Origin of the sequence: Geobacillus genomosp. 3 (genome assembly GCF_000445995.2) — a bacterium.
Taxonomy (GTDB): domain Bacteria; phylum Bacillota; class Bacilli; order Bacillales; family Anoxybacillaceae; genus Geobacillus.
The window spans coordinates 1,670,749-1,695,499 of sequence record NC_022080.4 but is presented as its reverse complement, the minus strand read 5'-3'; the positions used below and the strand labels follow the sequence as shown (position 1 = coordinate 1,695,499).

The window sequence follows — 24,751 nt, the reverse complement described above, 5'->3', positions numbered from 1 at the left end:
CCCCCTTCCCTGCATTAAAATGGATAGCGGCGATAGACAGTTTGAACAGACACCCATTTAGTCATGGTAAACTCGTCGACCACCCATGGGTTGCCAAAACGTCCGACACCGCTTGCCTTTGTGCCGCCAAACGGCACGGTCGGGCTGTCATTGACCGTTTGGTCGTTAATATGCGTCATGCCGCTCTCGATGCGGAGCGCCAGCTGTTCGCCTTCGCTCAAATCTTCGGTGAAAATGGCTGAGCTTAATCCGTATTCCGTATCGTTCGCCATCGCAATCGCTTCTTCATCCGAGCGGGCTTTGATGATCGTGGCGATCGGAGCGAACAACTCCGTTTGCGCCAGTTTGCTTCGGTTGTCAACATCGACAAAGACGGTCGGCGTCAACACGTTGCCGATCCGTCTTCCTTCGAGCGCCGCCTTTGCCCCTTCCCGTTTCGCTTCTTCGATGATCGCGAGCGCTTTTTCCACTTGTTTTTCGTTGATGAGCGGGCCGATGACGGTTTTTGGGTCGCGCGGGTCGCCATACGGAAGTTCTTTTGCCCGGGCGACGAACTTTTCGACAAATTCGTCATAATGCCGTTCATGGACGATCATCCGGTTAATGATCATGCAAATTTGCCCTTGATGGATGAACTTCCCAAAAATCGCCGCATCAACAGCGCGGTCGACGTTGGCGTCGGCAAGCACGACAAACGGGTTGTTGCCGCCAAGCTCCAAGGCGACACGCTTCAGCATCCCGCCGGCGACTGCACCGATATGCTTCCCTACTTCAGTCGATCCGGTAAAGCTAATGAGCGCAGAGTGCGGGCTTGTCAACATATCGTCGCCGATTTCATCGATGTCCGTCAAGATGACATTCAACACCCCTTTTGGCAAACCGGCGTGCTCAAATGCTTTGGCGATGACAACACCGCCGGTGAAGCACGTTTGAATGTCCGGTTTGTGGACGACGCTGTTGCCGAGCGCAATGGCCGGGGCGATCGTCCGCATCGACAAGTTCATCGGGAAGTTAAACGGCGAAATCGATGTAATCACCCCGAGCGGCAGCCGGTAGACGCGGTTGACTTTCCCTTCCGTTTCCGATGGCAGCTCTTTGACCTTTGTTAATTCATCGGCCATATGAACGGCTTCTTCCACAAGGCCGATCGACAAATCGAGCTCCACGTTCGCTTTAATCAGGCTGCCGCCTGTTTCGCGGGCGATGAGGTCGACAATTTCCTCGCGATGGGTGCGCAAATAGTCCGCCGCTTTGCGCAATACCTCTTTTTTCGTCTCCACTGTTGTTTGCGCCCATTCTTTCTGCGCCTGCTTGGCTGTCCAAAAAGCGTCGGCCAGCTGCTCTTTTGTCGCCAAGCGCACCGAAGCGATCAGCGACCCGTCGTATGGGTTCGTGTTGTCATACGTGCGGGCGCTTTTTCCCTCAACCCATTCCCCATTAAGGAAACTGCGGTTCCATTGCTCAAACATTGCCATTGCTATCACCTCCATCGTATATTGTTCGTTGTTTTTCTGAAGCTATGCCCGATCAACGAAATGACTGACGAACAGGAAAGAAAAGTTTGTCCCTATGCTTAATGTGGTTGGATAATGGTCTGGAGGCCATCCTAAGAGGCCTTGCGCAAGGCTCTTAGGATGGCTTTTTTGATTTGGATGGGAATGTTTTAACATCTTTCCGAAAGAAGTCTCCCACTTCTAAACGAAGTGAAAGTGGGAGATGAATTTCGGTTAGGTGTAGCCTAAAGTTGTCTCTTTTTCTGTGAAAATAATGAATCCATGAGCGGTTATTTTCATGCTTGGGTGGCGAGTAAAAGCTTACTCATGGATGTTTTCTGTGAAAATCCATAAAACCCGGTCAACTCTGTATATCCTGTGATCAGTTTGGATACACTACAAATGGCCAAAAAAGACAACAGGAAAGCAGAGGTGCCTTATTTTTAGGCATCTCGTATATTCTGTATTCATTTTGGCTATACTAACTTACTTGTGGTCCCCAAAACGGTTCTTTTCGGGAAAGCATGCAGTAAATGGTGACAAGCATTCGGTGCGCGATCGCAACGAGTGCTTTTTTCTTTCCCCGGCGAGCCGCCAATGACCAAAATTTCGCCGCCAACGGTTGATTCCTGCATCGGGATAACGCCCATGCCGCCTCGCATAACGCGGATTTAATATGAGGATTACCCTTTACCGTTCGTGTACTTTTGCGTTTTCCAGCGCTTTCGTGATTTCCCGGGGCCACCCCAGCCCAAGAAGCGAGGCGCTGCGGTGTCGGGAACTGTCCCATATCCACTCCGATTTCGGCGATGATGACGGCGGCGGTTTCCTTTTTCACTCCAGGAATCGTCATCAGAAGATCCACTTCCTGTTGATACGGTTGTAAGAGATGGTCGATGCGTTGGTCCATCTCCTGAATCAAGCTTTCCAAATACTCGATGTGCTTCCACGATTGGCGAATCATGAACAACTCATGTTCGGTTAATGTCCCAAAGAGCGATTCCTGAATTTGTTGCTTTTTCCCTTTCATTCTTCCGTGAAGGCAAGCGTCGATATCGGCTTCTTCGATGTACCCCTGTTCCATTAAACGGGTCAAGAGTTTTCGGCCCGATACTCCGAAGATGTCGGAAATCACCGTACCCAGCTTGATATTGGAACACTCCAATACTTTATGAATTCGGTTTTTTTCCGCAATCAATTGACCCACCCACTTTTTGCGTAAACGGGTCAAGTCCCGCAATTCTCGAATTGGCGCGGGTGGCACAAAACTCTTTTCAATCAGTCCATAACGCAATAATTTAGCGATCCATTCCGCATCGGATACATCCGTTTTTCTCCCTGGGACATTCTTGATTCGCTGAGCGTTGGCCAAGGTAATGTCAAAGTAGTCCTCTAAAATGTTAAAGACCGGTTTCCAGTAAACCCCCGTACTCTCCATCGCTAGATGAGTGATTTCTCGATCCTCGAGCCATTTCAGGAGGCGAAACAAGTCTTTGGTAAACGTCGAAAACGTTTCGATCTCCTTTTGAATGTGGTCTTCTTCTCCCCAAAGCGCACAAACGACAATCGTTTTGGCATGAACATCTAAACCTGCGCAACGATGATAAAGCACATCCATGATCCGGACTCCTTCCATTGATGAATTCGCAAACAGTGAGTCCACTTGTTCGTTAGGCATTTTTCTGTTCGTAGTCACCTTTTCCAAATGAAAAGGGCTTACAATGGGTGGAACACCAAATGGACTCAAACAGTTTTTTGTACAGGGTCGAACCACCATTAAAAAGCACGTCTTTCCAAACTGTTTGCGTTCATCCTCCATTATGGAAGGAGAGATGGATTTTCATGCCTGGGTGGGGAGTAAAATTTACTCATGGATGTTTTTTGTGTGTTATGATATATCTCACATTTCGCACCCTAGCAGGGGAGAAAGAAAGGATTTTTTATTTCGTTTTTCAGAATAACGTTTCGACCAACACGACTAGCGATGGCAATCCTTTTTTTACCATCGCTAGTCGTTCCATATGACGTTACACGTAAATGCTCTCATCCATGCCCAATCCCTGCAGAATCCTTCGCTGATCAGGGGTGAGCGGTTTCCCTAGCCTGCGTTGGATTTGCCCATCCGGCAACTCCAACAGGACGACTCTGACATACCAAAACAATTGAAAAATCGCTTGTCCGGTCGGACGGGTCAGCTTGCGGCCTCCGGCGCCCTTTAATGGGCGTTCGGGTGTGATGAACTGACGCACCCGGCGCTGGAAGACGCGATAAATGGCCAAGGCCAGCAGAAACAAATAGCCCAACACCGCCACTCGTTCCGGTTTTTTGACGTAAATTTCGTCCGTAAAGAACGGATCTTTTAGGAAGGAGAAGTTCATTTCCACCGAGATCTGCCCTTTATACAGCTTCAAGATCTCTTGGGCATCCATGGGTTGGCCCTTCCATTCCTTTGGAACAGTCGTGACGAGGACAAACCGGGACGCTTTCCGTCTCGCCTGCTCCCACGCGTCTTGGTTGAATTCCACGCTCAGCCGAAGGGTGTACAGCGTCTCCATTTCCGGTTCCGCCCCTTTTTTCGGCCGTCCACGCCGTTTTTTCGGGCGCACGATCTCTTCGACGACGGCCTCCACTCGATGGAACCGGGGACGAAGGGATGCCTTCAAGGAGGCCAAGGCTTGTTCGGCGTCTTCCCGACAAGAGAAAGGATGACGCTCCCAACGGGCTTGTTCCTCGCGAAGAAGCTCCGCTTCTTTGGTTCGTTCTGTTTCGAGCGTCTTTCCTTTTCGCTGGTCGAGCGCACTCGATTCGACGACGATCAGTCGTACGGGCTGGCCTTCATATGTCGAGGCCGTTTCCCATACCCGGTACGTGGCGCCGTTTTTCTCGGCCAGCGCAAAGGGGGCGCTCCACGCCGAATCGGGTTGGGCATCCGCCTCCGAAAGCGCCGTTTTGACAATCCGGAGCGACGACGGCCCTCTCGTGATCAAAAAGGCGTTGGCGGCTTTCGTTTGCGCCAGCGTGTCCTTCGTCATCGCAGCGGAATCTGCCACGTAAATCCATTCGTCTTCGATCTTCGCTTCCCTCAGCTGCTCATGGACTCGCGACAACACCTCGGGATTCCACGTTTTGTCCGGCACGTTGCCGTCGTGCACGTCGCCGTAAAACGGAATGCCGTCCTCGTTGCCGATCAGGCCGAATCCGATCTGCTTTTGCCAGCGATGATGGCGGTTATAGCCATAGGTGATGTGCAACCCATCCGACGAATCGGATTCATACGCACCGTAAACCGTCTTGTCCGTCGTATCCGCGTGAAAGACACGGAGAGGGAGGCCTTCTTTCTTGTAGATTTGTACCAGGCAAGACGAAAGGACTTGATGGATATTGGCCTCATACAGCCGGTCCAAATGGCGAGCAATGGCATCGTCGTTGAACCAAGACGGATCCAATCCTGGCCGGATCAGCTTGGGCAAGTCGATGTCATGCGCCCACCGTTCCAAATGAACGAGGGCTTGCCGGCCGCTCAAGATATCCAAGAGAAGCAGCCCGACCACATCACTGGCTCGGGTTTGGCATTGAGGATCCACCGGAACCAGCCGGTCAATCAGCTGAGGGAGGCCAAGATCTTTGAAAATGGTACTTATTATATTCAAATAGGAACTTTCATAAATCGCCCGAATTCGAACGTCCATGATGGAAAAACTCCTTTGCATTCCTTGTGTGTCAAGGACCTATTCGACACCGGGATGAAAAAATCCTCCCGATTTTGGTCGAGAGGGTGCGAAATGTGAGATATATAATCAGTTTTAGAAAAATGAAAGGCCGTTGTATCAATGAAATTAGACAATAATAACCATTCAGTGTTCCTGTTGTATGATCATCTTGTTGTGGTTGTAAACGATCACAGACAAGTGATGGATGATACCATATCTGACTATGCAAAAGATAGGTTTGTGAGATTGGGTAAAAATTACAATATTTCCTTGGTTGAATGGAATCACGATATGGACCATGTGCATATTTTGTTCAAAGCACACCCAAATAGGGAATGATCAACGTTCATCAATGCCTATAAAAGTGCAAGTTCTCGACTGATCAAAAAGCATTTTCCGCAAGTGAAAAGAAAACGAGCGTAAATTGTCTCGTAAAAAGAAAGGCTCGAATCGTTGGCATAAACAGCGTCTGAAAGTAGCGAAGTTGCATGAGAAAATGGCCAACCAGCGCAAGGACTTTCTGCATAAGGAGTCGCACAAATTAGCGAAACTTTATGATTGCGTGGTCATCGAAGACCTCAACATGAAGGGAATGTCCCAAGCCCTCCACTTCGGTCAAAGCGTTCATGACAATGGCTGGGGCATGTTCACCTCTTTCCTTCAGTACAAGTTGGCCGAACAGGGGAAGAAGCTGATCAAAATCGACAAATGGTTTCCATCATCGAAAACTTGTTCGTGCTGCGGCAAAGTGAGGAAGTCTCTATCGCTTTCTGAGCGTACATTCCGCTGTGAATGTGGATTCGAGAGCGACAGGGACGTCAATGCGGCCATCAATATCAAACAGGAGGGCATGAAACGATTAGCGATAGTCTAACTTGTCCTCGAACCGTGGGGCACACGGGGATCGCTCGGTCAACTTCCCATCATGAGATGGGATTACCCGAGAAGCTCCCACCTCTAAGCGAAGCGTAGGTGGTGGGAGTATGTCACTTTTACAAAAGATTTACAAAAAGAACGTCTTTTTTCTCTATTATTCTACCTATTCCAAATATATAATCAGGAAGTGGAGAAACCATAAGAAGGAAGGGGACTGGAGGATGAAGCGTTCCAAACGATGGGGAAAGCACGTGCTGCCGGCATTGGCGGCGACAGCCATCCTGGCTGCAAGCCCGGTCGGAGCGGCGGGAATAGGAAAGGGGGCAGCAGAGCCTTCTGCTTCCGCGCATCGTTATATTGATGTACAGCTGTTAGGCATGAACGATTTCCACGGCCAGCTCAATGTGACAAGAAAAGTCGGCGGCCGGGAAGCCGGACGGGCTGACTATTTGGCCGCCTATTTGAAACAGCGGGAGGCGGAAAACAAAAACACGCTGCTCGTCCATGCCGGTGATGCGGTCGGCGCCAGCCCGCCGGTATCAGCGTTGCTGCAAGATGAACCGACGATTGAGGTGTTGAACAAGCTCGGGTTTGACGTCGGCACTCTCGGCAATCACGAATTTGATGAAGGAGTAGCGGAAATGCTCCGCTTGATCCATGGCGGATATCACCCGGCGACTGGTGACTTTGCCGGAGCGGATTTCCCGTACGTGAGCGCCAACGTCGTTGATGTAAAAACGGGAGAGCCGATTCTTCCGCCGTACGTCATTAAGCGCGTCAACGGCATGCCGATCGGGTTTATCGGCGTCACGCTCACGGAAACGCCGACGATTGTGACGCCAAGCGGCGTTGCGGGGGTCAAGTTCATCGACGAAGCAACAGCCATTAACAACGCAGTTCGCGAGCTGAAAGAAAAAGGAGTGCAAACGATCGTCGTTCTCGCCCATAACCCAGGCGTATCCAATCGGGACGGAACGAACGCCAACGGCGAAATCGTCGAGATCGCCAAAACAATCGATGACGAAGTGGACGTCATTTTCGCCGGCCATAACCATGCGTACTTAAACGCGATGGTGGATGGCAAGCTGCTCGTTCAGTCGTATTCGTACGGTACGGCGTTTTCGGATGTCGATTTAAAAATCGACCCGCGCACGAAAGACGTCGTCGAGAAAAAAGCGGAAATTGTGACGACCTATCATGACGGCATTGCCCCAGACCCGGAAATTCGCGCGCTCATTGCAAAATACGAAGCGAAAGTGGCGCCGCTTGTCAACCAAGTCGTCGGCGCGGCAGCCGAAACGATCACCGATGAACAAAACGAAAGCGGCGAGTCCGCCTTGGGCAATTTGATCGCTGATGCCCAGCGGGCGGCGATGAAAACCGATTTCGCCTTTATGAACCCGGGCGGCATTCGCGCCGATATTGAACAAGGCGAGGTAACGTGGGGCGAGCTGTACAACGTTCAGCCGTTCAACAACCAGCTTGTGAAAATGACGCTCACCGGCGCGCAAATCCGCCAGCTGCTCAACCAACAATGGCAGCGAGGGCAAACGCGCATGCTGCAAATCTCCGGCCTCCGCTATACATGGAGCGCCAGCAGGCCAGCAGGGGACAAGGTCGTTGACATTCAGCTGCCAGACGGCACCCCGCTTCATCCAGACGCTGAATATACGGTAACGGTCAACAGCTTTCTCGCTGATGGCGGCGACGGGTTTACGGTGTTGAAAGAGGCGGCAAACCGCGAGGTAGGGCCGGTTGATTTGGATGCTCTTGTTTCGTATATTCGCAGCCTTGAGCAGCCGTTCTCGGCACGGATTGAGGGACGGATCAACCGTCTTCCGTGACGGAACGGGATGAAGGCGATCGATCGCTTCATCAAAAAGGTGTCCTGATGTTCGGGACACCTTTTCGTATGGTCGCACCGAAACTGCTGCCTAGCCGATCGGCTCATGATCGTCCGAGATAAGCTCTCACCGCAGATCAGGATGCTTTTTGCTCGAACAGCTTGATGATTTCCACGATCACCTCGGCCGCTTTCACCATCGTATCGGCGGAAACATATTCGTAGCGGCCGTGGAAATTTTCGCCGCCGGCGAAAATGTTTGGCGTCGGCAGCCCCATATACGACAGCTGCGACCCGTCCGTGCCGCCGCGGATCGGTTTCACTTTCGGTTCAATGCCCAAGTTCGTCATCGCTTCGTGGGCGATGTCAACGATATGGCGCACCGGTTCGATTTTTTCCCGCATGTTGTAGTATTGATCGTTGATTTCAAGGCTGATTCGGTTGTTTCCGTATTTTTGCGCAAGCGAAGCGGCGATCTCTTTCATTTTGGCCTTGCGCGCTTCGAACTGTTCACGGTCGAAATCGCGGATAATGTAGTGAAGCTTCGTTTCCTCCACGCTGCCTTGGAATGAAAGCAAATGGTAAAACCCTTCGTATCCTTCGGTATGCTCGGGCGCCTCATCGGCTGGCAGCTGCTGTTGGAATTCCATGGCGATTTTGATCGAATTGATCATTTTCCCTTTCGCCGTACCGGGGTGAACGTTTTTCCCTTTGATCGTGATTTTCGCTTCGGCAGCGTTGAAGCTTTCGTATTCCAATTCGCCAAGCGGCCCGCCGTCGACCGTATAGGCAAATTGGGCGCCGAACTTCGCGACGTCAAATTTGTGCGGCCCGCGGCCGATTTCTTCATCCGGCGTAAAGGCGACGCGCACTTTGCCATGCTTGATTTCTGGATGTTGGATGAGATAGTTCATGGCCGTCATAATTTCGGCGATCCCCGCTTTATCGTCAGCGCCAAGCAGCGTCGTCCCGTCGGTTGTAATCAATGTATGTCCTTTGTAGTGGGCAAGCTCCGGGAAATCGTTTGGCGACAGAACGATGCCTTGTTCTTTGTTCAACACGATGTCGCCGCCGTCGTACTGTTCGATGATTTCGGGGTTGACATTGGCTCCCGTAAACTCCGGAGACGTATCCATATGAGCCAAAAAACCGATCACGGGCACATTTTTCTCCGTATTGGCCGGCAGCGTCGCCATGACGTAGCCATTTTCGTCGACCGTGACGTCTTCCATGCCGATTGCCTTGAGCTCTTCAACCAACATGTCGGCCAGCTTCCATTGCCCTTCGGTGGACGGGCAGGTGCTGCTTTCCGGGTCGGACTGGGTATCCATTTTGGCATAGCGGATGAAGCGTTCGATGAGTTCTTGTTTCATATGTCCATCTCCTTGTTCATTTATGTATGAAATGGTGTGGCGTCCGGATCGTTCCGCGCCTGCTTTTGCCCTCATCATCATGGCTAGGGTGGGAAAAGCAGGTGGTGGTTTCCATATTTATTTTACCATAAGCGGCGTAAACGGTAAAAAAGAGGACCCGGATTTTATGACGGGCCAGCGGTGCGAGGGGGCATCACTGGCAGCGGGCGCATCCAACGCAAAAAGCGGTTCGCTGTCAGACGGGAACCGCTTCGATGCTTTCTGTCGCCAGTTTTTACTTGTCACATCTTCGGTGCGCGTTGCTTATTTTTTTCGCTCTCGGCCTGTTTTTGAGCGGCGAGATTTCCTGGCGTCGCCTTCGTTTCAAGGTTGTTCAAGCTTTCTTTTGTTTTTTTGTCCACTGTGATGACCTCCTTGCCATGCTTGTGAGATGGATGACCGGCTGAGTCACTGGCATGGTCCGCCATTTTCCCGACTATAGTGTTTGCCGGTTTCGCGCGATTATGCATAAAAAAGCGAGGGATGCTTCGTCGCTAAATGCATCGGCAACGGCTATGATATAATGAAAAGGTTGGTGTCTCGCTAGAAACGTGAAAGCAGGCGCTTCCTGTCTTGTGTGGGTGAAACGAACGGAAAGGAGAATCGAAACGATGCCATTCAGCTATGTATCCCATCTATACTGCCCGAAGTGTGAACGTACATACGGTGTTGACCAAATTCACCAACTTTGTGAATGCGGGTCGCCGCTTCTAGTCGCGTACGACTTGGAGTCGATGCGCCAAGAAGTAAAGCGGGAGGCACTTGCGGAGCGGGAACCGAGTTTATGGCGGTATCATGAGTTATTGCCAGTGAAGCATCGTGAACATATCGTTTCTTTGGGCGAGGGGATGACTCCGCTTGTGCCGATGCCGCGTTTTGGACAAAAAATCGGTATTCCCTCGCTTTATATGAAAGACGAAGGCGTCATTCCGACCGGGACGTTCAAAGCCCGCGGGGCGGCCGTCGGGGTTTCGAAAGCCAAGGAATTGGGCGTCAAGCAGCTGGCGATGCCGACAAACGGCAACGCAGGCGCGGCTTGGTCGCTCTACGCGGCGCGGGCGGGCATTCAGGCGACCGTTGTCATGCCGGTCGATGCGCCGGAAATGACGCGAAAAGAATGCGCCGCCGCTGGTGCCAAGCTGTATTTAGTCGACGGCCTCATCAGCGATGCCGGGCAAATCGTAGCGAAGGCGATTCGCGAATATGGCTGGTACGATGCGTCAACATTGAAAGAACCATACCGGATCGAAGGAAAGAAAACGATGGGGTTGGAAATCGCCGAACAGTTTTCCTGGCAGCTTCCGGATGTCATTTTGTATCCGACTGGGGGCGGTGTCGGGCTGATCGGCATTTATAAGGCGATCAAAGAACTGCAGGCGCTTGGCTGGGTAAGTGGCCACATGCCGCGGCTTGTCGCTGTACAGGCCGAGCATTGTGCGCCGATCGTCAAAGCGTGGAGCGAGAAAAAACGGGAGTCGGCATTCTGGCCGAATTCGTCAACTGTGGCGTTCGGCATCAACGTGCCGAAAGCGCTCGGCGATTTTCTTGTGCTCGAGGCCGTGTATGACACGGACGGCTGTGCCGTGGCCATCGGCGATGAGGAGATTTTGGCTGAGCAGCGGACGGTGGCGGAACTGGAAGGGGCGTTCATTTGTCCGGAAGGAGCGGCGGCGTTTGCCGCGGCCCGGAAATTGCGCGAAAGCGGCTGGATTCGCGGCGGAGAGACGGTCGTTGTGCTCAATACGGGAACAGGATTGAAATACGCCGATTTGATCCACACCGCCCCGCTGGTGCTCGAGCCGGGGGATCCGTTTCCAAAGCGGGAATCATAAAAAATCATAGACAAATTGAAAAAGAGATTGTATACTAAACATATCGGAATTATCAAAAAACAGAAACGATTCATCTTCGGGGCAGGGTGGAATTCCCGACCGGCGGTGATGAGGCGCTTGGCCTCTCAGCCCGCGAGCCGCAAGGCAGGATCCGGTGCAAGTCCGGAGCCGACAGTATAGTCTGGATGGGAGAAGATGAAGGTTTGCCGGTGTTTCGTGTATGTGCGAAACGCCTAGTTGAGCATACCCTTTTTTCTCCCTTAGGCTCCGTGCTTAAGGGAGTTTTGATTTGCGCTCAATGCGGCAGCCTTCTTCTTGTGAGGATGAATCACGAGAAGGGAGGAGAAATAAGGATGAAGCGTGTTCCAATCCGCGTCTTTGCCGGCATCGGGGTGTTGGGCGCCATGGCGTATGTGTTGATGATGCTTAACTTTCCGCTGCCGCCGTTTCCAAATTTTTTGCTTGTTGACTTCAGCGATGTGCCGGCGCTTGTCGCCGCGCTGTTGTACGGCCCGCTCGCCGGCGTGGCGGTCGAATTTTTGAAAAACGTGCTGAACTATGTTTTCGTCGGCAGCGCGACCGGCGTTCCGATCGGCCAAATCGCCAACTTCACCGCTGGGGTGGCGTTCCTTTTGCCGGTTTCCTATGTTTATCGAAAAGCCGGGTCGAAAAAAGGCATGCTGCTGGGGCTGGCGGCGGGGACGGCGGCCATGGCTCTCGTGATGAGCGTGCTCAACTACTATGTGTTTTTGCCGGCGTACACGCTGTTTCTCGGCGCCCCGGCGATGAGCGCACCGGAAATAAAGGAACTGGTGATATCCGCGATTTTGCCGTTTAACGTCGTCAAAGGAGCCATCATGGCGATCGTGTTCCAGCTTCTCTTTGTGCGCCTTGGCTCTTGGCTTGCCAAACAAGCCGCATCCCGCCAGGCCGCTTGATGACCAAAAAGCGAGGGTGTTTTTCTCAACCCCTCGCTTTTTGGTGTACCGGCCGCCTTGGGGTTGTCAAAACCGAAATCGCGGCACCCAATCGGCAAATCGCTCTTCCTTAAACGGATTGGCGGTCATCGAATAGCCGCGCTCTTCCCAGTAGCCCGGCTCATCTTCCTTCATAAAGCGGATGCCGGACGCCCATTTCGCCCCTTTCCATAAGTAAAACGTCGCCGGCGGGATGAAACGGAGCGGATAGCCGTGCTTCGGCGAGATGTCCTGCCAGTCGTGATGGTTGTCTTTCCACCGGTAGACAAACAAGGCATCATCGCCCATGAGCGCCTCAAGCGGCAAATTCGCCGAATAGCCGAACCGGTCGCCGTTTAAGTAGCCGTAAATTTTCACGTATTTGACATCGCGGTCCAGTTCGACAAAGCGCAAAAACTGGCGAAAAGCAATGCCTTCAAACGTCGTATCGAATTTCGACCATGTCGTCACGCAATGCATATCCACGGTCGAAACCGTCTTCGGCAGCTGCATCACCTCTTGATACGACAGCGACACTTCCTCTTTCACATCGCCGAACAGCCGAAACGTCCATGTTGCTTCATCAAATTCGTACACATCTCCTTCATGCAAAATCGGCCATTTTTCGGTTTCAAACTGGCCGGGAGGGAGTTGTTTGGTCATGATGGGCACTCCTTTTGATAGGTTGTTTTCTTCCATTGATGATACAAAAGAACGGAAGGGGATGCAATGAAGGTGCATAAACAGGGGTGCCAACAAAAACAGATAAAAGCAAAAATAAAACAACATTTAAAAAGGGGGCCAGCGACAACATTGACCGTTCAGCGGCCAACAGAACGATGTTTCAAACGGGCGATCGTCAACATGAGTTGCTTCCTTTCTAAATCGTTCATTGTCTTATCATCAACGTGGTCGTCAACGATAAGGTGATGTACGTCATCAAGTGGGGCCATGCGGACAAAGGCGCGTACGCCAAACTTGCTTGAATCGGCCATCAAAATCACTTGATCGGCAATAGTCATCATTTTTTTCTTCAACAACGCCTGCCATTCATTAGACTCACTTAATCCGTTTTCCAAATGAATTCCTTTGCATGACAAAAACGTTTTGTCAACATGATACGTTTCCAACGATCGCTCCGCCAACGGCCCTACATAGGAGAGCGAGCGCGGCAATAGCACGCCGCCGGTTGAGATGACTTGGATTTTTTCTTTTTTGCTTAACTCAACGGCGACTTTCATCGAATTGGTCAAGACCGTTAATGGAATGTCAGGCAGCGCTTTGGCCAAATACCAAGCGGTCGTGCTGGCGTCTAAAATGATGCGGTCGCCGCTTTGGATGAATTTGACTGCTTCTTGGGCGATCGCCTTTTTTTCTAGTGCATTTGCAATTTCCCGTTCGGAGAAGTCAACTTCCGATTCGTTGCGAATGCTGATGGCGCCTCCGTGGCTTCGTTTTAGTTTGTTTTCCTTTTCTAATTTTTCCAAGTCGCGTCGGATCGTTTCTTCGGTGACAGAAAATATCTTGCTTAATTCGGACACGCGGACGCTTAGCCGTTCGTTAACGAGCTCGACGATTTTTTGCTGCCGTTCTGCCGCTAACACGCCGGACTCCTCCCTTCGCCTGTTTTTGTAAAAATATTTTGTTTTTGTTTGTTTATTTTTGTTTATTTTCTGTTTTTATCATAGCATATTTTTCCCCTGTCAAAATCAAAAAGTTTGAAAAAAGAAACGAGGAATAATTTTCTTGTTTCTGTACAACGTATCCAATAGGGGCTTTTGCAGCCAAAAACGGACGGGACAGGAGCGTGGTGCCGGTGACCGAACAGCGAGAACGACGGTTTTTCCTATTGGCGCTTGGCGTCATCGCCATTTATGTGTCCCCGCTCTTTCTCCTTGGCGAAAACGCTCATATTCGCGTGCACGATAACTTGGATTCCAATATCGCCTGGTACAAAGTGCTTGCTGAGAGCGGGCAAATCACTGGGCCGCTTGACGCGACGATTCCGCAAATCGCTAACGGCCAATTGTCAAGAAACGCCCTCGGCTCGGAGCTGACCGGCATCGTCTGGCTGCACGCCTTGTTTCCGACGATGACCGCGTATGCACTCAGTCAAACGATCACAAGGGTCGTGGCGTTTTTGGGCATGTATTTGCTGTTAAAGACGCATTTTTTAACTGATCCACGCTGGATGGCCGTCCGCATCGGGGTGGCGCTGGCGTTTGCGCTGACGCTTTTTTGGCCGTCGGGGATGTTAAGCACGTTAGGCATGCCGCTGGCGCTTTGGGCGTTTTTAAGCATTCGAAAAGGTGAGGGGAAGTGGAGACATTACGCAGCGCTCACGCTTCTCCCGTTTTATTCTAGTTTTGTGCTCGGATTTTTCTTTTTTCTTGCCGCCATGGGCGTTTTTTGGCTTGTTGATGTGCTGCGCGGAAGGGGATGGAACGTTCGGTTCTTCACCTCGATCGCGTATATGACGCTGCTTTACTTGCTTGTCGAGTACCGGCTTGTCTACTCGTTTTTATGGGAAGATGAGCCGACGAGCCGGGATGAATACTTCCATGCCCGCCTGACATTTTGGCATTGCGTCCGCTTGACGTGGAAAAACTTTCTTCTCGGCCACCATCATGTCATGACCGAGCATACGTTTTTTATTTTGCCAACTTGGTTGGTGGCGTTGTATCTCGTTTTCGTGAAAAAACGATGGAAGCAGGAGCGGGCGTTTCTGTTTTTGTTCGCGTTGAACTTCGCATTGTCCGCATGGTACGCCTTTTGGTTTTATAAAGGATGGCTGCCGCTTACGGAGCGGTTTCATTTTTTGGATACGTTTAACTTTGCCCGCTTTCATTTTTTGCGGCCGATGATCATTTATGTGCAGTTTGCGCTGGCGTTGAAAATCATGTGGCAATATAGTGGAAACGGGAAAAAGTGGGCGAAACGGCTGCTGGCGGCCCAAGTGATCTTCGTGTTTTTGATCAATGAAGAAATCGTCTTCCGCTATGAGCCGACGGTAAAGCAATTTTACGCGGAAAAACAGTTCCAAGACATCAAAGAATACATCGGGCTTCCCGTAGCCGATTACCGCGTCGTGAGCATCGGCATCCACCCGGCTATCGCCCAATACAACGGGTTTTACACGCTCGATACGTACAACAACTTTTACCCGCTGTCATACAAATACGAGTTCCGCAAAATCATAGAACGTGAACTGGCCAAAAGCAAAACGATCCGCACGTATTTTGACGAATGGGGCGGGCGTTGCTACATCTTCACCGCAGAACTTGGGAAGCGGTACATGTTCACGAAACATTCGAAACAGCGGCTGAAGAACTTGCAGCTGAATACAGAACAGTTGAAAAAGATGGGCGGCCGCTACGTTTTCTCGGCCGTTCCGATCGATAACGCGGCGGAAAACAGGCTTGTGCTCGACCGCGTATTCACATCCGCTGAGTCGGCGTGGACGATTTACTTGTACAGGGTGAAATAAAAACAGCGGCCCCCTATTTGAAAGGGGAAGCCGCTGTTTTCTTGGCCTAGCTAGGGGGCTGATCCAACCGCGCAAGCTGCCGGTCGTGCCATCTTGAAAGCAACAGCAAGGCGACGATCGTCCCGATCAATGCACATAACATATCCCATTGCGTGTCCCAAATATCGCCTTGCGTGCCCAAAAAATCCTTCGATGCCCTTCCTCCCTTAGAGATGATGGAAACGAGCCATTCGATGATTTCATACAAGGCGGCGATGGCGAGTGACATGCTTGTGACGATTGTAAAAAGCCAAGAGCCGCGCGACAGCGGCGTTTTCCTTAGCACGATCTCCCTCAGGACGATGGCAAACGTCCCTTTGAGAAAATGGCCAAACCGGTCATAATGGTTGCGTTCGAAATGGAACGCATCTTTGATCCAGTTGAAAAAAGGAACTTTAGAGTAAATATAATGGCCGCCGATCAACATGAGGATCGCCAGCATGGCGATGATGGCATACGACATCGTTGTCAGCCGAAAGCGCCGATACAAAGCGATGATGATAACAAGCCCGATGAGTGCCGGGGTGACCTCAAGCGCCCATACCGCATAGCTGGCCGGGCGAATCACCGACCAAACGAACACGGCGGCGACGATCAGCAACAACAGCCCGTGAATACGTTGTTGTCTTATTTGTTCCACCTTTTTTCCTCCTTGAAACAGCGGGACTCACCTATCGTCATTATTCGGAAAAACGCGGATTTTATACAAATTATTTTTATGCGGAAAAGGGACAAAACGGATTTGCCGCTAGGAGTGCAGCTGACGGCCATCGATTCGGAACTTGATCTATTTTGGAAGTTTCGTGACGTGTTGCTGGCCAACGATCGGTATAGAGTCGAATATGATGAGCTGAAAAAGCAACACGAAGGAAAAACATGGAAGAATATCGACAAGCGAAACAACGGTTTTTTGGGCGCTTGATGAAAACGCCGGAGTTTCAGCGGCTGTAAGAAACGGAGAGGAGGGATCGTGGAGATGCGACGTGAAGTAACAGGCAAGATTGGTGGGATCCCTCGGGTAGGGAAACATTCCTAATTTTCAATGAAGACGCGAATATATATTCGCATTTTCCTGATTTGATGGTATAATGAAACATGCACAGCTAGATGCAGGGTGGGCGGTGGCCACTCCCTGAACGAAGGGGGGTGGTGCTGATGATGACGATTGCCGATGCGCTGACGCTCATGATTGCGTTTGCGTCACTCGTTGTTGCGGTGATCGCCGTATCAAAAGACAAAAAGTAACCCACCCTGCTAGGCCGAGGCGAGGGTAGGTTACGATTCCCGAGGCTTGGGCCACTGCGCTTCTTGCAGCGGCTGTGTATGGACAGGGCATTGGTGGCCGCCAATGCCCTGCTTTATTGTACGTTCCTTCTTCCTTTATTATACGCGTATAAAGAGGGGAATGACAAGAACTTTAGAGAAAGAGACAGTGAAGATCGAAAAAAAATGAAAAAGAGGGTTGACTCTTTCGCTTTTTTATAGTAGATTTTACATTGTCGTTCCGATTCTGAAAGAGCTGGAATAAAAGATACAAAAAAGCTTGACAAACTTTTGGATTGCTTTATAATAAAAATCGTCGCCATTGCCTAGTGGTGATAGCGGAGGGGAAACACCCGTTCCCATCCCGAACACGGAAGTTAAGCCCTCCAGCGCCGATGGTAGTTGGGGCCAGCGCTCCTGCAAGAGTAGGTCGCTGCTAGGCAATATCGTGGAGTATTAGCTCAGCGGGAGAGCACCACGTTGACAGCGTGGGGGTCACTGGTTCGATCCCAGTATACTCCACCATGATGGGGCGTTAGTTCAGGGGGAGAACGCTTCGCTGGCAGCGAAGAGGTCAGGGGTTCAAATCCCCTACGCTCCACTTCTATGCGGTCGTGGCGGAATGGCAGACGCGCTAGGTTGAGGGCCTAGTGGGGGCAACCCCGTGGAGGTTCAAGTCCTCTCGACCGCATCGCTCCAAACAGTTATGGAGGAGTACCCAAGTCTGGCTGAAGGGGTCGGTTTCGAAAACCGATAGGGGTGTCACAGCCCGCGGGGGTTCGAATCCCTCCTCCTCCGCCATGGTTCCAACTCGTTTTATTTCTATTATGCCGACTTAGCTCAATTGGTAGAGACGAGCATCAACATCATTGAATTGACTGCGAGTTGCCTCGACGCATCCTGCTTCTGTGAATGGGCTGTTAGAGGAAGAGGCACAGTAGGCAAACAATGAGCCACGTTTTATTTCTATTATGCCGACTTAGCTCAATTGGTAGAGCAACTGAATCGTAATCAGTAGGTTGCGGGTTCAAGTCCTGCAGTCGGCATCGCCATTACGGAGGGGTAGCGAAGTGGCTAAACGCGGCGGACTGTAAATCCGCTCCCTTTGGGTTCGGCGGTTCGAATCCGTCCCCCTCCATTTTTATTTTCCATAAACGGGCCTATAGCTCAGCTGGTCAGAGCGCACGCCTGATAAGCGTGAGGTCGGTGGTTCAAGTCCACTTAGGCCCATTTTTGATATGGGATGGTAAGAGCAAGTGACTCTTGCCATCTTTTTTTGTATTATCACGAACGGTACGATGTGCCTCGTTTATGAGGGAGCGAATCGGGGAAAATAAGCGACGGGAACGGCATGTTTCTGAAGAAGAGAAGGAGGGAAGACGATGGCTGAAGCTACCTTTTATATTGACGGAGCGACATCGCCGCAGCCTATTGCCCGCATTGAACGACTCCTTAGCGGGCTCGATGGCGTGGAGCGTTCGCTCGTCGATACAGAGGATGGGGAAGTGAAGATTCAATTTGATGAGAAAAAGATTTCGAAAGAACGCATCGTCTTAACGTTGCAGCAGCACGGCTTTCGTTTTCAGTAGCGAGGCGTCTTTGCGCCCCGCTATTCAACTGCGTAAGGGTGTCCCAGTTGGACACCCTTTTGTCTTGAAGAATGGCACGCTTATGGATCTTTTCGAACCGGGAAGCCTTTCGTTTCCTAGCATGGGCGTAGATGGGAGAGTGTTCACTCAATGGACGTACTTCCCGTAATCGGGAACGGCAAGGCGGTCAAAATCGCGGGCGAGTTTTGTCAGCCCCTCACGCAATTCCTCTCCTGCTACTGGGGCGCCGTGCCCTGTGACAGCGACCGATGGGAAGAGTGCAGCCAATTTCCGGACTGATTCACGGGCAGCCGTCCAGTCGATGGTATAGTAGCGCGGCGGGCCGGTAATGTCGGTTTGTTGGGTCAACACTTTGTACAGCGAGTCTTGACGGACGGTGACAAACGCATCGCCAGCGATTAAAGCCGCATCGCGCGGGCGGAACAAAGAGATGTGGCCTGGTGTGTGCCCAGGTGTGTGCAGCCAGCGGAACTCCGGCAAATGCGGGACGGTGCCATCCTCTGGAAGCGGATGAACGTGATCGCCCAGTTGAATTGGTTCGTTTGGGAAAAACGGTGAAATTTTGGCGAGAATCCCCCCTTCAACGGACGCGTCCGGTTCGGGATAACGCGCCTTGCCGGTCAAATACGGCAGTTCGTCTTTATGGGCGTACACCGGCACATTCCATTCCTGGATGAGCTCAACCAACGCCCCGACATGGTCAAAATGGCCGTGGGTTAAAATAATGGCTTGCGGGCGGCTGCCGCTGCCAAAGCGGTTTTCAATAACCGAAACAATGTCGTCCGCTGATCCTGGCATCCCCGCATCGATCAATACGAATGTGCCATCGTCAGGGTGGCCGACTAGGCAAATGTTGACGATTTGGATTGTATGGCAGTACAGGTCAGGCAATACGCTGACCCCGACGCCGCTTGCTGCAGATGTCGCAGGAATAAAATGATAGTCTTCCCCGTAATGCAATGGTTCATCAGCCATCAAAATCTCCTCCTTTGCATCGTTGTCCAACGGTAGATAGCATGCCGCATCGCCCCGCCTCTTATACAAATACAAAGGGCTGCCGCCTAACTCGACACGGATCGGCAAGCAATGGTACAATAAGGAAAAGGATTAACATAAGGAGGGGAAAATGGATGAGCATTTTGAAAAAAGGGTTGGCGTTTGGACTTGGTCTCGCCATTGCCAGCAAGGAGCAGGTGGAAAAACTCGTGGACGAGCTTGTGAAAAAAGGGGAGCTGTCGCTTGATGAATCGAAGGAAGTGATCGATCAATGGAAGCAGCAAACCGAAGCACGAAAAACAGAAGTGCAGCGGTTGGTGCGCGAACAAATCAAACAGGTGATTGACAAGCTCGACCTGGCGACAAAGGAAGAGGTGCGGCAGCTTGAGGAGCGGATCCGCCGTCTTGAGGAAAGGGAACAAAGCGGGGAGTAACGGGCTTTTTTGGCTGCTGTTTGACGCTCTAAGGGAGATGATCGGATGATCGGGAAACGGGTGCGCCATCTTGGCCGTTATCATGAAATTGCCAGTGCATTGCTTCGGCACGGATTCGGGATGATCGTCGATGATCTCGGCTTTGCGTCCGTTTTGTCCTTGCCGCCGCGCTGGCGTTCGGAACGGGGAAAACGGGAAGGAAAAACGGTCGGGGAACGGATCCGCCTCGTGCTCGAGGAGCTTGGGCCGACATTTGTGAAGCTTGGGCAGATTGCCAGCACGCGGCCCGATTTGATCCCTGATCATATCATCCGTGAACTGGAAAAACTGCAAGACCAAGTTCCGCCGTTTCCGTTTGCCGATGTCCGTCAGATTGTGGAGACAGAGCTTGGCGGCCCGCTTGAGGTGCTGTTCCGCTCTTTTGCCGATACGCCGCTTGCGGCCGCTTCTCTTGGACAAGTTCACCGGGCCGTTCTTCCCTCCGGGCAGCCGGTGGCGGTGAAAGTACAGCGTCCGCACATTTCCGCCCGGATTGAGACCGATTTGGAAATTTTGCAGGACTTGGCCATGCTTGCAGAACGGCGCTTAGATTGGGCCGCATCGTACCGGCTGTCCGAAATCGTTGACGAGCTGGCGAAATCGCTGCGGCAAGAACTCGATTACACCATTGAAGCGCGCCATGCGGCAGCGTTCGCCGAACAGTTTGCCGGTGATCCGACGGTATACGTGCCTGGCGTCTTTTGGGATTATACAACGAAAAACGTGCTTACGATGGAATACGTCGAAGGGATCAAGCTCGGGGAAATCGAGCGGCTAAAAGCAGAAGGGCACTCTTTCAAAACATTGGCGGAACGGTTGACCACAGCGGTGTTAAAGCAAATGTTTGAGTACGGATTTTTTCATGGCGACCCCCATCCTGGAAATGTGTTCGTTCTCCCTGATGGAGCGCTTGTCTTTATTGATTTCGGCTTGATGGGCCGTCTCCGTCCGAATGTCAAGCACCATCTTTCATCCCTCATTATCGCCTTGATGCGGCAAAGCACTGATGGGGTGTTGGACGCGATTTACGGCTTAGGGCTTGTTCCGGATGGGGCCGATGAGGGGAAACTGCGCGACGATATCGACGAGCTGCGGGAAAAATATTACGGCGTCCCGCTTGGTGAGATCAGTCTCGGTGAAGCTGTTGAAGACCTTTTAACGGTAGCGTTTCGCCATGGCATTCGCATTCCGAGCGACTTAACGCTGCTAGGGAAAGCGTTGCTGACCGTTGAAGGGGTGGTGGAAACGCTTGATCCGCAGTTTCGCATCATGGATGTGGCGGAGCCGTTTGGGCGGAAGCTGTTGAAGGACCGTCTTCGGCCTGACCGGGTGGCGGAGACAGCGTGGCGGCGCGTTGCCGACTACGGCGGGATGCTGCTTCGGCTGCCGGACAGCTTAAAGGAGTTAACGAAAGTGATGCGGCGAGGCAAGCTCCAGCTTGAAATGACCGCCCCCGACCTCGAAACGTTGTTACATAAACTCGATCAGGTTAGCGGCCGGTTGTCATCGAGCCTTGTCCTTCTTTCGTTTAGCATCATCATGGCTGGCGTCATGGTTGCTTCGTCGTTGGGACGCCCGTCAGCACTGCTGCGGAACGTGCCGATGACTGACATTGGCATCGGCATGGCGGCGCTCATGATTGGCTGGTTGCTTTATGTGCTATTCCGGTCGCGAAAGTTTTAGTGCGGGAAAGGGGAGCGAGTCCCCTTTCGTACTTTTATTGAACGGTGTTGGCTGCGTCTTGGACTTGTTGTTGCAACTGCCCGAGCTGTTGCTGCAGTTGTTGTTGGACTTGTTGTTGCTGTTGTTGAAGTTGTTGCTGCAGCTGTTGCAGTTGTTGCTGGCCCGCCTGGTTTTGCGTCTGTTGGGCTAAACTGCTTTGCAACTGGGAAAACGTTTGCTGGATTTGTTGAATTTGGCTTTTCAGTTGACCGAACTCTGCAGCAAATTCCGTCTTTTGCTGTTTGACGATGCTTTCGACAATCTCCTTTGTTTTTCGATCCATAAAACGAACCCCTCTTTAGAAATATTGTTGTTGTTGGCCGAGCTGCATTTGCGGTTGCTGCTGTTGTCCTTGTTGGCCGAATTGCATTTGCGGTTGCTGCTGTTGTCCTTGTTGGCCGAGCTGCATTTGCGGTTGTTGCTGCTGCCCTTGTTGGCCGAATTGCATTTGCGGTTGTTGCTGCTGCCCTTGTTGGCCGAATTGCATTTGCGGTTGCTGCTGCTGTCCTTGTTGACCGAATTGCATTTGCGGTTGTTGCTGCTGCCCTTGTTGGCCGCCTGACATTTGCCGCAAATATTGCGCCGCTTGGTTGATGGCTTGGTTCATTTGCGCAAACGCCCGGTTGCTTTGGATGTATTGCGCTGCCTGGTTTAAAATTTGCGTTGCCTGCTGGATGGCTTGCTGGAGCAGCTGATCCGCTTGTTGTTGGGCTTGCTGGGCTTGTTGGCTGAAATATTGAATTTGCTGGAGCAGTTGGTTCGTTTGCGGATTTTGCTGCATTTGCATACCTTGCTGGGCTTGCTGCAGCAACTGGCCCATCGATTGTTGAATGCGATTCAGTTCGTTGCGCAACACGGCAAACTCAGCGGCAAACTCTTCTTTCGCTTTCCCTTTAGCGAGCGCCTCAACGGCCTCTTTTGTTTTCGAATCCATACTTCCCACTCCTTACCAGTTAAGATGTTGGCCCGCCCCTGCGGCGGACAGACATTATTATTTCGCTGCCTTGCGTCGATTTATTCTCGTCATAAATTCCGTCTTTTGGCCTATACTAACGCTGTATGCTGCGAGGAGGTTTGGCGGTTGCAAAATGACGGAGGAATTGATGATGGGTGTTTCACTATGGACCATTCGGGTCGTGGAAATGATTGCCGTGGCGGTCAGTGCAGCGGGAAGTATTTGGATCATGAGGCATGACAAAAAGCGCTATGGTGTTCTTTATGCACTAAGCGCCGCTGTCGGCATTCTCCTTTGTCTTGCGTTTGTGTTTGCGGGTTTTTATACATTCCCGGTCAAATTGATTCCGCATCCGCCAATTCCACTCATTGAAATGTTGACTGTCGTTCCGTTTTTCACCTTGCTTGGGGTGAGGTACAGCCCAAAGGAGTGGGCGTGGAAGCTGCCGTTTTATTTTGCGGGTGTGCAGGTGATTATGACGCTTGAGCTTGTCGCCCTCCTTTCACCGCTGCGGCTGATCGAGTACAACGAGCAATGGGACGCGTGGGATTCGTATACCGCATGGTGGTTGTATTTGCTTTTGTTTGAGTGGATCGGGGGGAACATCGTTCCCGCTGACGCGCGCGCCCCGCTTGCTGCTTCCTCGTTCCGCTACGGGCGGTGGGGCTGGATCATCGTTCATGCCGTGGCGATGGCGACCGTCTTTTTAGCCGGGGTTTACACAGGGTGGAGCATAAGCAGCCGTTAGCTGGAAACGCCGCCCGCAATGACGGGCAGCGGGGGAGACAAAGGGCTCAGCTGCGCGCTTGGACGCGAACGAGAAAGCGGGTTACTCCATAGGCGATGAATACGATGGCTAAGTCAATTAAAAAGAGATGAAACTTGTGCAATCCCCGGTGCAAGTCGAGCAACCCGAGCCATTGTTCAAGCGAAGCGAGCCCAAACGCGAAGACCGCACTGAGCAAAAGCGTATATGCATAAAAGTTTTTGTTGCGGTTCGTGCAATACTGGTAAAGCAGCAAAAAGCCAACCGGCAGCACCGAGGCGGTAATGTTTAAGGCAAACGGCAAAAACGGTGTCAAAAAATAGCGAGGAGACAAGTACATCGCGTTTTCTAAGGCGATGTACGCATATGTCCACAATATATGAACCGTATACCCGAAGAAAAACACTTCCAAAATGCGCCTCCGGTCAACCGTGAAAACGAGCAGAAGCACCGGAGCGACAAGAAAAACGACAATGAGCCAAAACTGCCATGTTCCGACGTTGGAATAGTCGTTCCAATATGACTGAAGCAGATCGTGCAGCTTGCTGCGGCTGTCGTCGATCGCATTCCAATAGCCATGAATACTCATAAAACATTCCCCCTTGCACGTTTATGATTTCACATAGCCGGTCAAATATGTGGAAAGGGTTCGGCCTAAAAGCTGGAAAAAAGCGGCCGGCTGTTTTAGAGGCTGGGGGGGTTCGGGAAGGATACAAGAACAAGTGCCGATTTTGGCCTGGGCCGCCCGAGGGCAACGGCAGCCTATTTTTGGCGATTTTGCCGCAGCAAAGAAGGATTTTCATTTTGCGGCAGCGAAACTAGTACAGCGAAAAGGAGAACGAAGGAAGGAGAGGAACCTGATGTCCATTGTCAACCCAAGCCGTGAAGAAATCGGCGAAATTTTGCAGAAAGCGAAGCGGATTGCGGTAGTTGGTTTATCGAACAACCCGGAGCGCGAGTCGTATATGGTGGCGAAAGCGATGAAAGATGCCGGATATGAAATTATTCCCGTCAATCCGATGATTGATGAATGGGAAGGCATTCCGGCGGTCGACAAGCTGACGGATATCGAAGGGCATGTCGACATCGTCGATGTGTTTCGCCGTTCCGAACATTTGCCGGAGCTCGCCCGCGAGTTTGTGCAAATCGACGCGGATGTGTTTTGGGGACAGCTTGGTGTCGTCAATGAAGAAGCATACGCGTTTTTAAAAGAAAAAGGCTATACGGTGATTATGGACCGCTGCATTAAAGTGGAACATGCGCTCACAAAACGCGCATAACGATTGAAACGACCATCTTCTCTAAGATGGTCCTTTCG

General features: G+C 51.6%; 22 protein-coding genes, 7 tRNA genes, 1 rRNA gene, 2 pseudogenes and 1 riboswitch. Of the genes and pseudogenes, 21 read left to right on the top strand and 11 right to left on the bottom strand.

Translation table 11 applies throughout. The annotated features are described in order from the left end of the window. Positions 1-14: 14 nt before the first annotated feature. The 3 genes from M493_RS08450 to M493_RS08435 form a co-directional block, all read right to left on the bottom strand. On the bottom strand, positions 15-1,475 hold the full coding sequence (locus M493_RS08450) for an aldehyde dehydrogenase family protein (RefSeq protein WP_020959895.1): 1,461 nt from the start codon (positions 1,473-1,475) through the stop codon (positions 15-17). 499 nt (positions 1,476-1,974) lie between these two features. Next, a complete protein-coding gene (locus tag M493_RS08445; protein WP_020959521.1) occupies positions 1,975-3,111 on the bottom strand; it encodes an IS110 family transposase in 1,137 nt (378 codons plus the stop codon). A 409-nt stretch (positions 3,112-3,520) separates the two neighbouring features. Continuing rightward, positions 3,521-5,182, bottom strand: a complete 1,662-nt coding sequence (locus M493_RS08435; protein ID WP_020959017.1) for an IS1634 family transposase — start codon at positions 5,180-5,182, stop codon at positions 3,521-3,523. Positions 5,183-5,323: 141 nt separating this feature from the next. On the opposite strand from M493_RS08435, the pseudogene tnpA reads away from it, so the two are divergent. From tnpA to M493_RS08425, 3 genes and pseudogenes are all read left to right on the top strand, one after another. Beyond that, positions 5,324-5,617: pseudogene (gene tnpA, locus M493_RS17675) on the top strand (IS200/IS605 family transposase); the annotation flags it as partial. Position 5,618: 1 nt separating this feature from the next. Then, positions 5,619-6,077: pseudogene (locus M493_RS08430) on the top strand (RNA-guided endonuclease InsQ/TnpB family protein); the annotation flags it as partial. A 223-nt stretch (positions 6,078-6,300) separates the two neighbouring features. Then, on the top strand, positions 6,301-7,923 hold the full coding sequence (locus tag M493_RS08425; RefSeq protein WP_020959893.1) for a bifunctional metallophosphatase/5'-nucleotidase: 1,623 nt from the start codon (positions 6,301-6,303) through the stop codon (positions 7,921-7,923). 136 nt (positions 7,924-8,059) lie between these two features. Here the strand turns inward: M493_RS08425 and pepT are convergent, their stop codons facing one another. Then, positions 8,060-9,295, bottom strand: a complete 1,236-nt coding sequence (gene pepT / locus M493_RS08420) for a peptidase T (protein ID WP_020959892.1) — start codon at positions 9,293-9,295, stop codon at positions 8,060-8,062. Between the two features lie 650 nt (positions 9,296-9,945). On the opposite strand from pepT, the gene M493_RS08415 reads away from it, so the two are divergent. Then, positions 9,946-11,166 (top strand): threonine synthase, encoded by a 1,221-nt coding sequence (locus M493_RS08415; RefSeq protein WP_020959890.1) that lies wholly within the window; start codon positions 9,946-9,948, stop codon positions 11,164-11,166. Positions 11,167-11,234: 68 nt separating this feature from the next. Further along, positions 11,235-11,367: riboswitch (FMN riboswitch) on the top strand. Positions 11,368-11,519: 152 nt separating this feature from the next. Then, positions 11,520-12,104, top strand: a complete 585-nt coding sequence (locus M493_RS08410) for an ECF transporter S component (RefSeq protein WP_020959889.1) — start codon at positions 11,520-11,522, stop codon at positions 12,102-12,104. Positions 12,105-12,170: 66 nt separating this feature from the next. Here M493_RS08410 and M493_RS08405 read toward each other — a convergent pair whose 3' ends face one another. Beyond that, positions 12,171-12,785 carry a sulfite oxidase-like oxidoreductase gene (locus M493_RS08405; RefSeq protein WP_020959888.1) on the bottom strand — a complete coding sequence of 205 codons (615 nt, stop codon included), beginning with the start codon at positions 12,783-12,785 and terminating at the stop codon, positions 12,171-12,173. Positions 12,786-12,943: 158 nt separating this feature from the next. After that, positions 12,944-13,726 carry a DeoR/GlpR family DNA-binding transcription regulator gene (locus tag M493_RS08400; protein ID WP_020959887.1) on the bottom strand — a complete coding sequence of 261 codons (783 nt, stop codon included), beginning with the start codon at positions 13,724-13,726 and terminating at the stop codon, positions 12,944-12,946. 212 nt (positions 13,727-13,938) lie between these two features. Here M493_RS08400 and M493_RS08395 point away from each other — a divergent pair, with 212 nt between their 5' ends. Then, positions 13,939-15,609: a DUF6044 family protein gene (locus tag M493_RS08395; protein WP_020959886.1), complete on the top strand. Its 1,671-nt coding sequence runs from the start codon at positions 13,939-13,941 to the stop codon at positions 15,607-15,609. A gap of 46 nt (positions 15,610-15,655) precedes the next feature. Here the strand turns inward: M493_RS08395 and M493_RS08390 are convergent, their stop codons facing one another. Then, a complete protein-coding gene (locus M493_RS08390) occupies positions 15,656-16,288 on the bottom strand; it encodes a DUF2238 domain-containing protein (protein ID WP_020959885.1) in 633 nt (210 codons plus the stop codon). 102 nt (positions 16,289-16,390) lie between these two features. Here M493_RS08390 and M493_RS17390 point away from each other — a divergent pair, with 102 nt between their 5' ends. The 11 genes from M493_RS17390 to M493_RS08340 all read left to right on the top strand — a co-directional run bounded on the left by M493_RS17390 (position 16,391) and on the right by M493_RS08340 (position 18,500). Next, positions 16,391-16,570: a hypothetical protein gene (locus M493_RS17390; RefSeq protein ID WP_023817618.1), complete on the top strand. Its 180-nt coding sequence runs from the start codon at positions 16,391-16,393 to the stop codon at positions 16,568-16,570. 233 nt (positions 16,571-16,803) lie between these two features. Further along, the gene (locus M493_RS18860; protein ID WP_020959884.1) at positions 16,804-16,893 is read left to right on the top strand and encodes a putative holin-like toxin; all 90 of its coding nucleotides are present in this window, start codon (positions 16,804-16,806) and stop codon (positions 16,891-16,893) included. A gap of 343 nt (positions 16,894-17,236) precedes the next feature. Then, positions 17,237-17,353 (top strand): 5S ribosomal RNA (rrf, locus tag M493_RS08380). Between the two features lie 8 nt (positions 17,354-17,361). Beyond that, positions 17,362-17,436 (top strand) — tRNA-Val (locus M493_RS08375). Between the two features lie 4 nt (positions 17,437-17,440). Beyond that, a tRNA-Ala gene (locus M493_RS08370) sits at positions 17,441-17,512 on the top strand. Between the two features lie 7 nt (positions 17,513-17,519). Next, a tRNA-Leu gene (locus tag M493_RS08365) sits at positions 17,520-17,602 on the top strand. Between the two features lie 17 nt (positions 17,603-17,619). Next, positions 17,620-17,712 (top strand) — tRNA-Ser (locus tag M493_RS08360). 172 nt (positions 17,713-17,884) lie between these two features. Then, positions 17,885-17,957: transfer RNA gene (locus tag M493_RS08355), tRNA-Thr, on the top strand. 10 nt (positions 17,958-17,967) lie between these two features. Then, a tRNA-Tyr gene (locus M493_RS08350) sits at positions 17,968-18,049 on the top strand. An 18-nt stretch (positions 18,050-18,067) separates the two neighbouring features. Continuing rightward, positions 18,068-18,141 (top strand) — tRNA-Ile (locus tag M493_RS08345). 152 nt (positions 18,142-18,293) lie between these two features. Beyond that, on the top strand, positions 18,294-18,500 hold the full coding sequence (locus M493_RS08340) for a heavy-metal-associated domain-containing protein (protein ID WP_020959883.1): 207 nt from the start codon (positions 18,294-18,296) through the stop codon (positions 18,498-18,500). Positions 18,501-18,647: 147 nt separating this feature from the next. On the opposite strand, the gene M493_RS08335 is transcribed toward M493_RS08340, so the two are convergent. After that, the gene (locus tag M493_RS08335; protein WP_020959882.1) at positions 18,648-19,496 is read right to left on the bottom strand and encodes an MBL fold metallo-hydrolase; all 849 of its coding nucleotides are present in this window, start codon (positions 19,494-19,496) and stop codon (positions 18,648-18,650) included. A 155-nt stretch (positions 19,497-19,651) separates the two neighbouring features. Between M493_RS08335 and M493_RS08330 the strand changes: the two genes are divergently transcribed. Beyond that, entirely contained in the window at positions 19,652-19,951 is a 300-nt protein-coding gene (locus M493_RS08330) for a phasin family protein (protein ID WP_020959881.1), read from the top strand. 45 nt (positions 19,952-19,996) lie between these two features. Beyond that, positions 19,997-21,673: an ABC1 kinase family protein gene (locus M493_RS08325; protein WP_020959880.1), complete on the top strand. Its 1,677-nt coding sequence runs from the start codon at positions 19,997-19,999 to the stop codon at positions 21,671-21,673. Between the two features lie 34 nt (positions 21,674-21,707). Here the strand turns inward: M493_RS08325 and M493_RS08320 are convergent, their stop codons facing one another. Beyond that, positions 21,708-21,995: a hypothetical protein gene (locus M493_RS08320; RefSeq protein ID WP_020959879.1), complete on the bottom strand. Its 288-nt coding sequence runs from the start codon at positions 21,993-21,995 to the stop codon at positions 21,708-21,710. Between the two features lie 15 nt (positions 21,996-22,010). Next, positions 22,011-22,646: a hypothetical protein gene (locus tag M493_RS08315; RefSeq protein WP_020959878.1), complete on the bottom strand. Its 636-nt coding sequence runs from the start codon at positions 22,644-22,646 to the stop codon at positions 22,011-22,013. Positions 22,647-22,800: 154 nt separating this feature from the next. Here M493_RS08315 and M493_RS08310 point away from each other — a divergent pair, with 154 nt between their 5' ends. Beyond that, positions 22,801-23,415 (top strand): CBO0543 family protein, encoded by a 615-nt coding sequence (locus tag M493_RS08310; RefSeq protein ID WP_020959877.1) that lies wholly within the window; start codon positions 22,801-22,803, stop codon positions 23,413-23,415. A 46-nt stretch (positions 23,416-23,461) separates the two neighbouring features. Here M493_RS08310 and M493_RS08305 read toward each other — a convergent pair whose 3' ends face one another. Beyond that, positions 23,462-24,022: a hypothetical protein gene (locus M493_RS08305; protein ID WP_020959876.1), complete on the bottom strand. Its 561-nt coding sequence runs from the start codon at positions 24,020-24,022 to the stop codon at positions 23,462-23,464. A 271-nt stretch (positions 24,023-24,293) separates the two neighbouring features. On the opposite strand from M493_RS08305, the gene M493_RS08300 reads away from it, so the two are divergent. Then, positions 24,294-24,713, top strand: coding sequence for a CoA-binding protein (locus M493_RS08300; protein ID WP_020959875.1), 420 nt, complete (start codon positions 24,294-24,296; stop codon positions 24,711-24,713). Positions 24,714-24,751 lie beyond the last annotated feature (38 nt).

Excerpts from the sequence above, each read along its gene's own strand:
- M493_RS08450 (WP_020959895.1), bottom strand. The coding sequence starts at position 1,475 with ATGGCAATGTTTGAGCAATGGAACCGCAGTTTCCTTAATGGGGAATGG.
- M493_RS08445 (WP_020959521.1), bottom strand. The coding sequence starts at position 3,111 with ATGGATGTGCTTTATCATCGTTGCGCAGGTTTAGATGTTCATGCCAAA.
- M493_RS08435 (WP_020959017.1), bottom strand. The coding sequence starts at position 5,182 with ATGGACGTTCGAATTCGGGCGATTTATGAAAGTTCCTATTTGAATATA.
- M493_RS08425 (WP_020959893.1), top strand. The coding sequence starts at position 6,301 with ATGAAGCGTTCCAAACGATGGGGAAAGCACGTGCTGCCGGCATTGGCG.
- pepT (WP_020959892.1), bottom strand. The coding sequence starts at position 9,295 with ATGAAACAAGAACTCATCGAACGCTTCATCCGCTATGCCAAAATGGAT.
- M493_RS08415 (WP_020959890.1), top strand. The coding sequence starts at position 9,946 with ATGCCATTCAGCTATGTATCCCATCTATACTGCCCGAAGTGTGAACGT.
- M493_RS08410 (WP_020959889.1), top strand. The coding sequence starts at position 11,520 with ATGAAGCGTGTTCCAATCCGCGTCTTTGCCGGCATCGGGGTGTTGGGC.
- M493_RS08405 (WP_020959888.1), bottom strand. The coding sequence starts at position 12,785 with ATGACCAAACAACTCCCTCCCGGCCAGTTTGAAACCGAAAAATGGCCG.
- M493_RS18860 (WP_020959884.1), top strand. The coding sequence starts at position 16,804 with ATGATGACGATTGCCGATGCGCTGACGCTCATGATTGCGTTTGCGTCA.
- M493_RS08340 (WP_020959883.1), top strand. The coding sequence starts at position 18,294 with ATGGCTGAAGCTACCTTTTATATTGACGGAGCGACATCGCCGCAGCCT.
- M493_RS08335 (WP_020959882.1), bottom strand. The coding sequence starts at position 19,496 with ATGGCTGATGAACCATTGCATTACGGGGAAGACTATCATTTTATTCCT.
- M493_RS08330 (WP_020959881.1), top strand. The coding sequence starts at position 19,652 with ATGAGCATTTTGAAAAAAGGGTTGGCGTTTGGACTTGGTCTCGCCATT.
- M493_RS08325 (WP_020959880.1), top strand. The coding sequence starts at position 19,997 with ATGATCGGGAAACGGGTGCGCCATCTTGGCCGTTATCATGAAATTGCC.
- M493_RS08320 (WP_020959879.1), bottom strand. The coding sequence starts at position 21,995 with ATGGATCGAAAAACAAAGGAGATTGTCGAAAGCATCGTCAAACAGCAA.
- M493_RS08315 (WP_020959878.1), bottom strand. The coding sequence starts at position 22,646 with ATGGATTCGAAAACAAAAGAGGCCGTTGAGGCGCTCGCTAAAGGGAAA.
- M493_RS08310 (WP_020959877.1), top strand. The coding sequence starts at position 22,801 with ATGACGGAGGAATTGATGATGGGTGTTTCACTATGGACCATTCGGGTC.
- M493_RS08305 (WP_020959876.1), bottom strand. The coding sequence starts at position 24,022 with ATGAGTATTCATGGCTATTGGAATGCGATCGACGACAGCCGCAGCAAG.
- M493_RS08300 (WP_020959875.1), top strand. The coding sequence starts at position 24,294 with ATGTCCATTGTCAACCCAAGCCGTGAAGAAATCGGCGAAATTTTGCAG.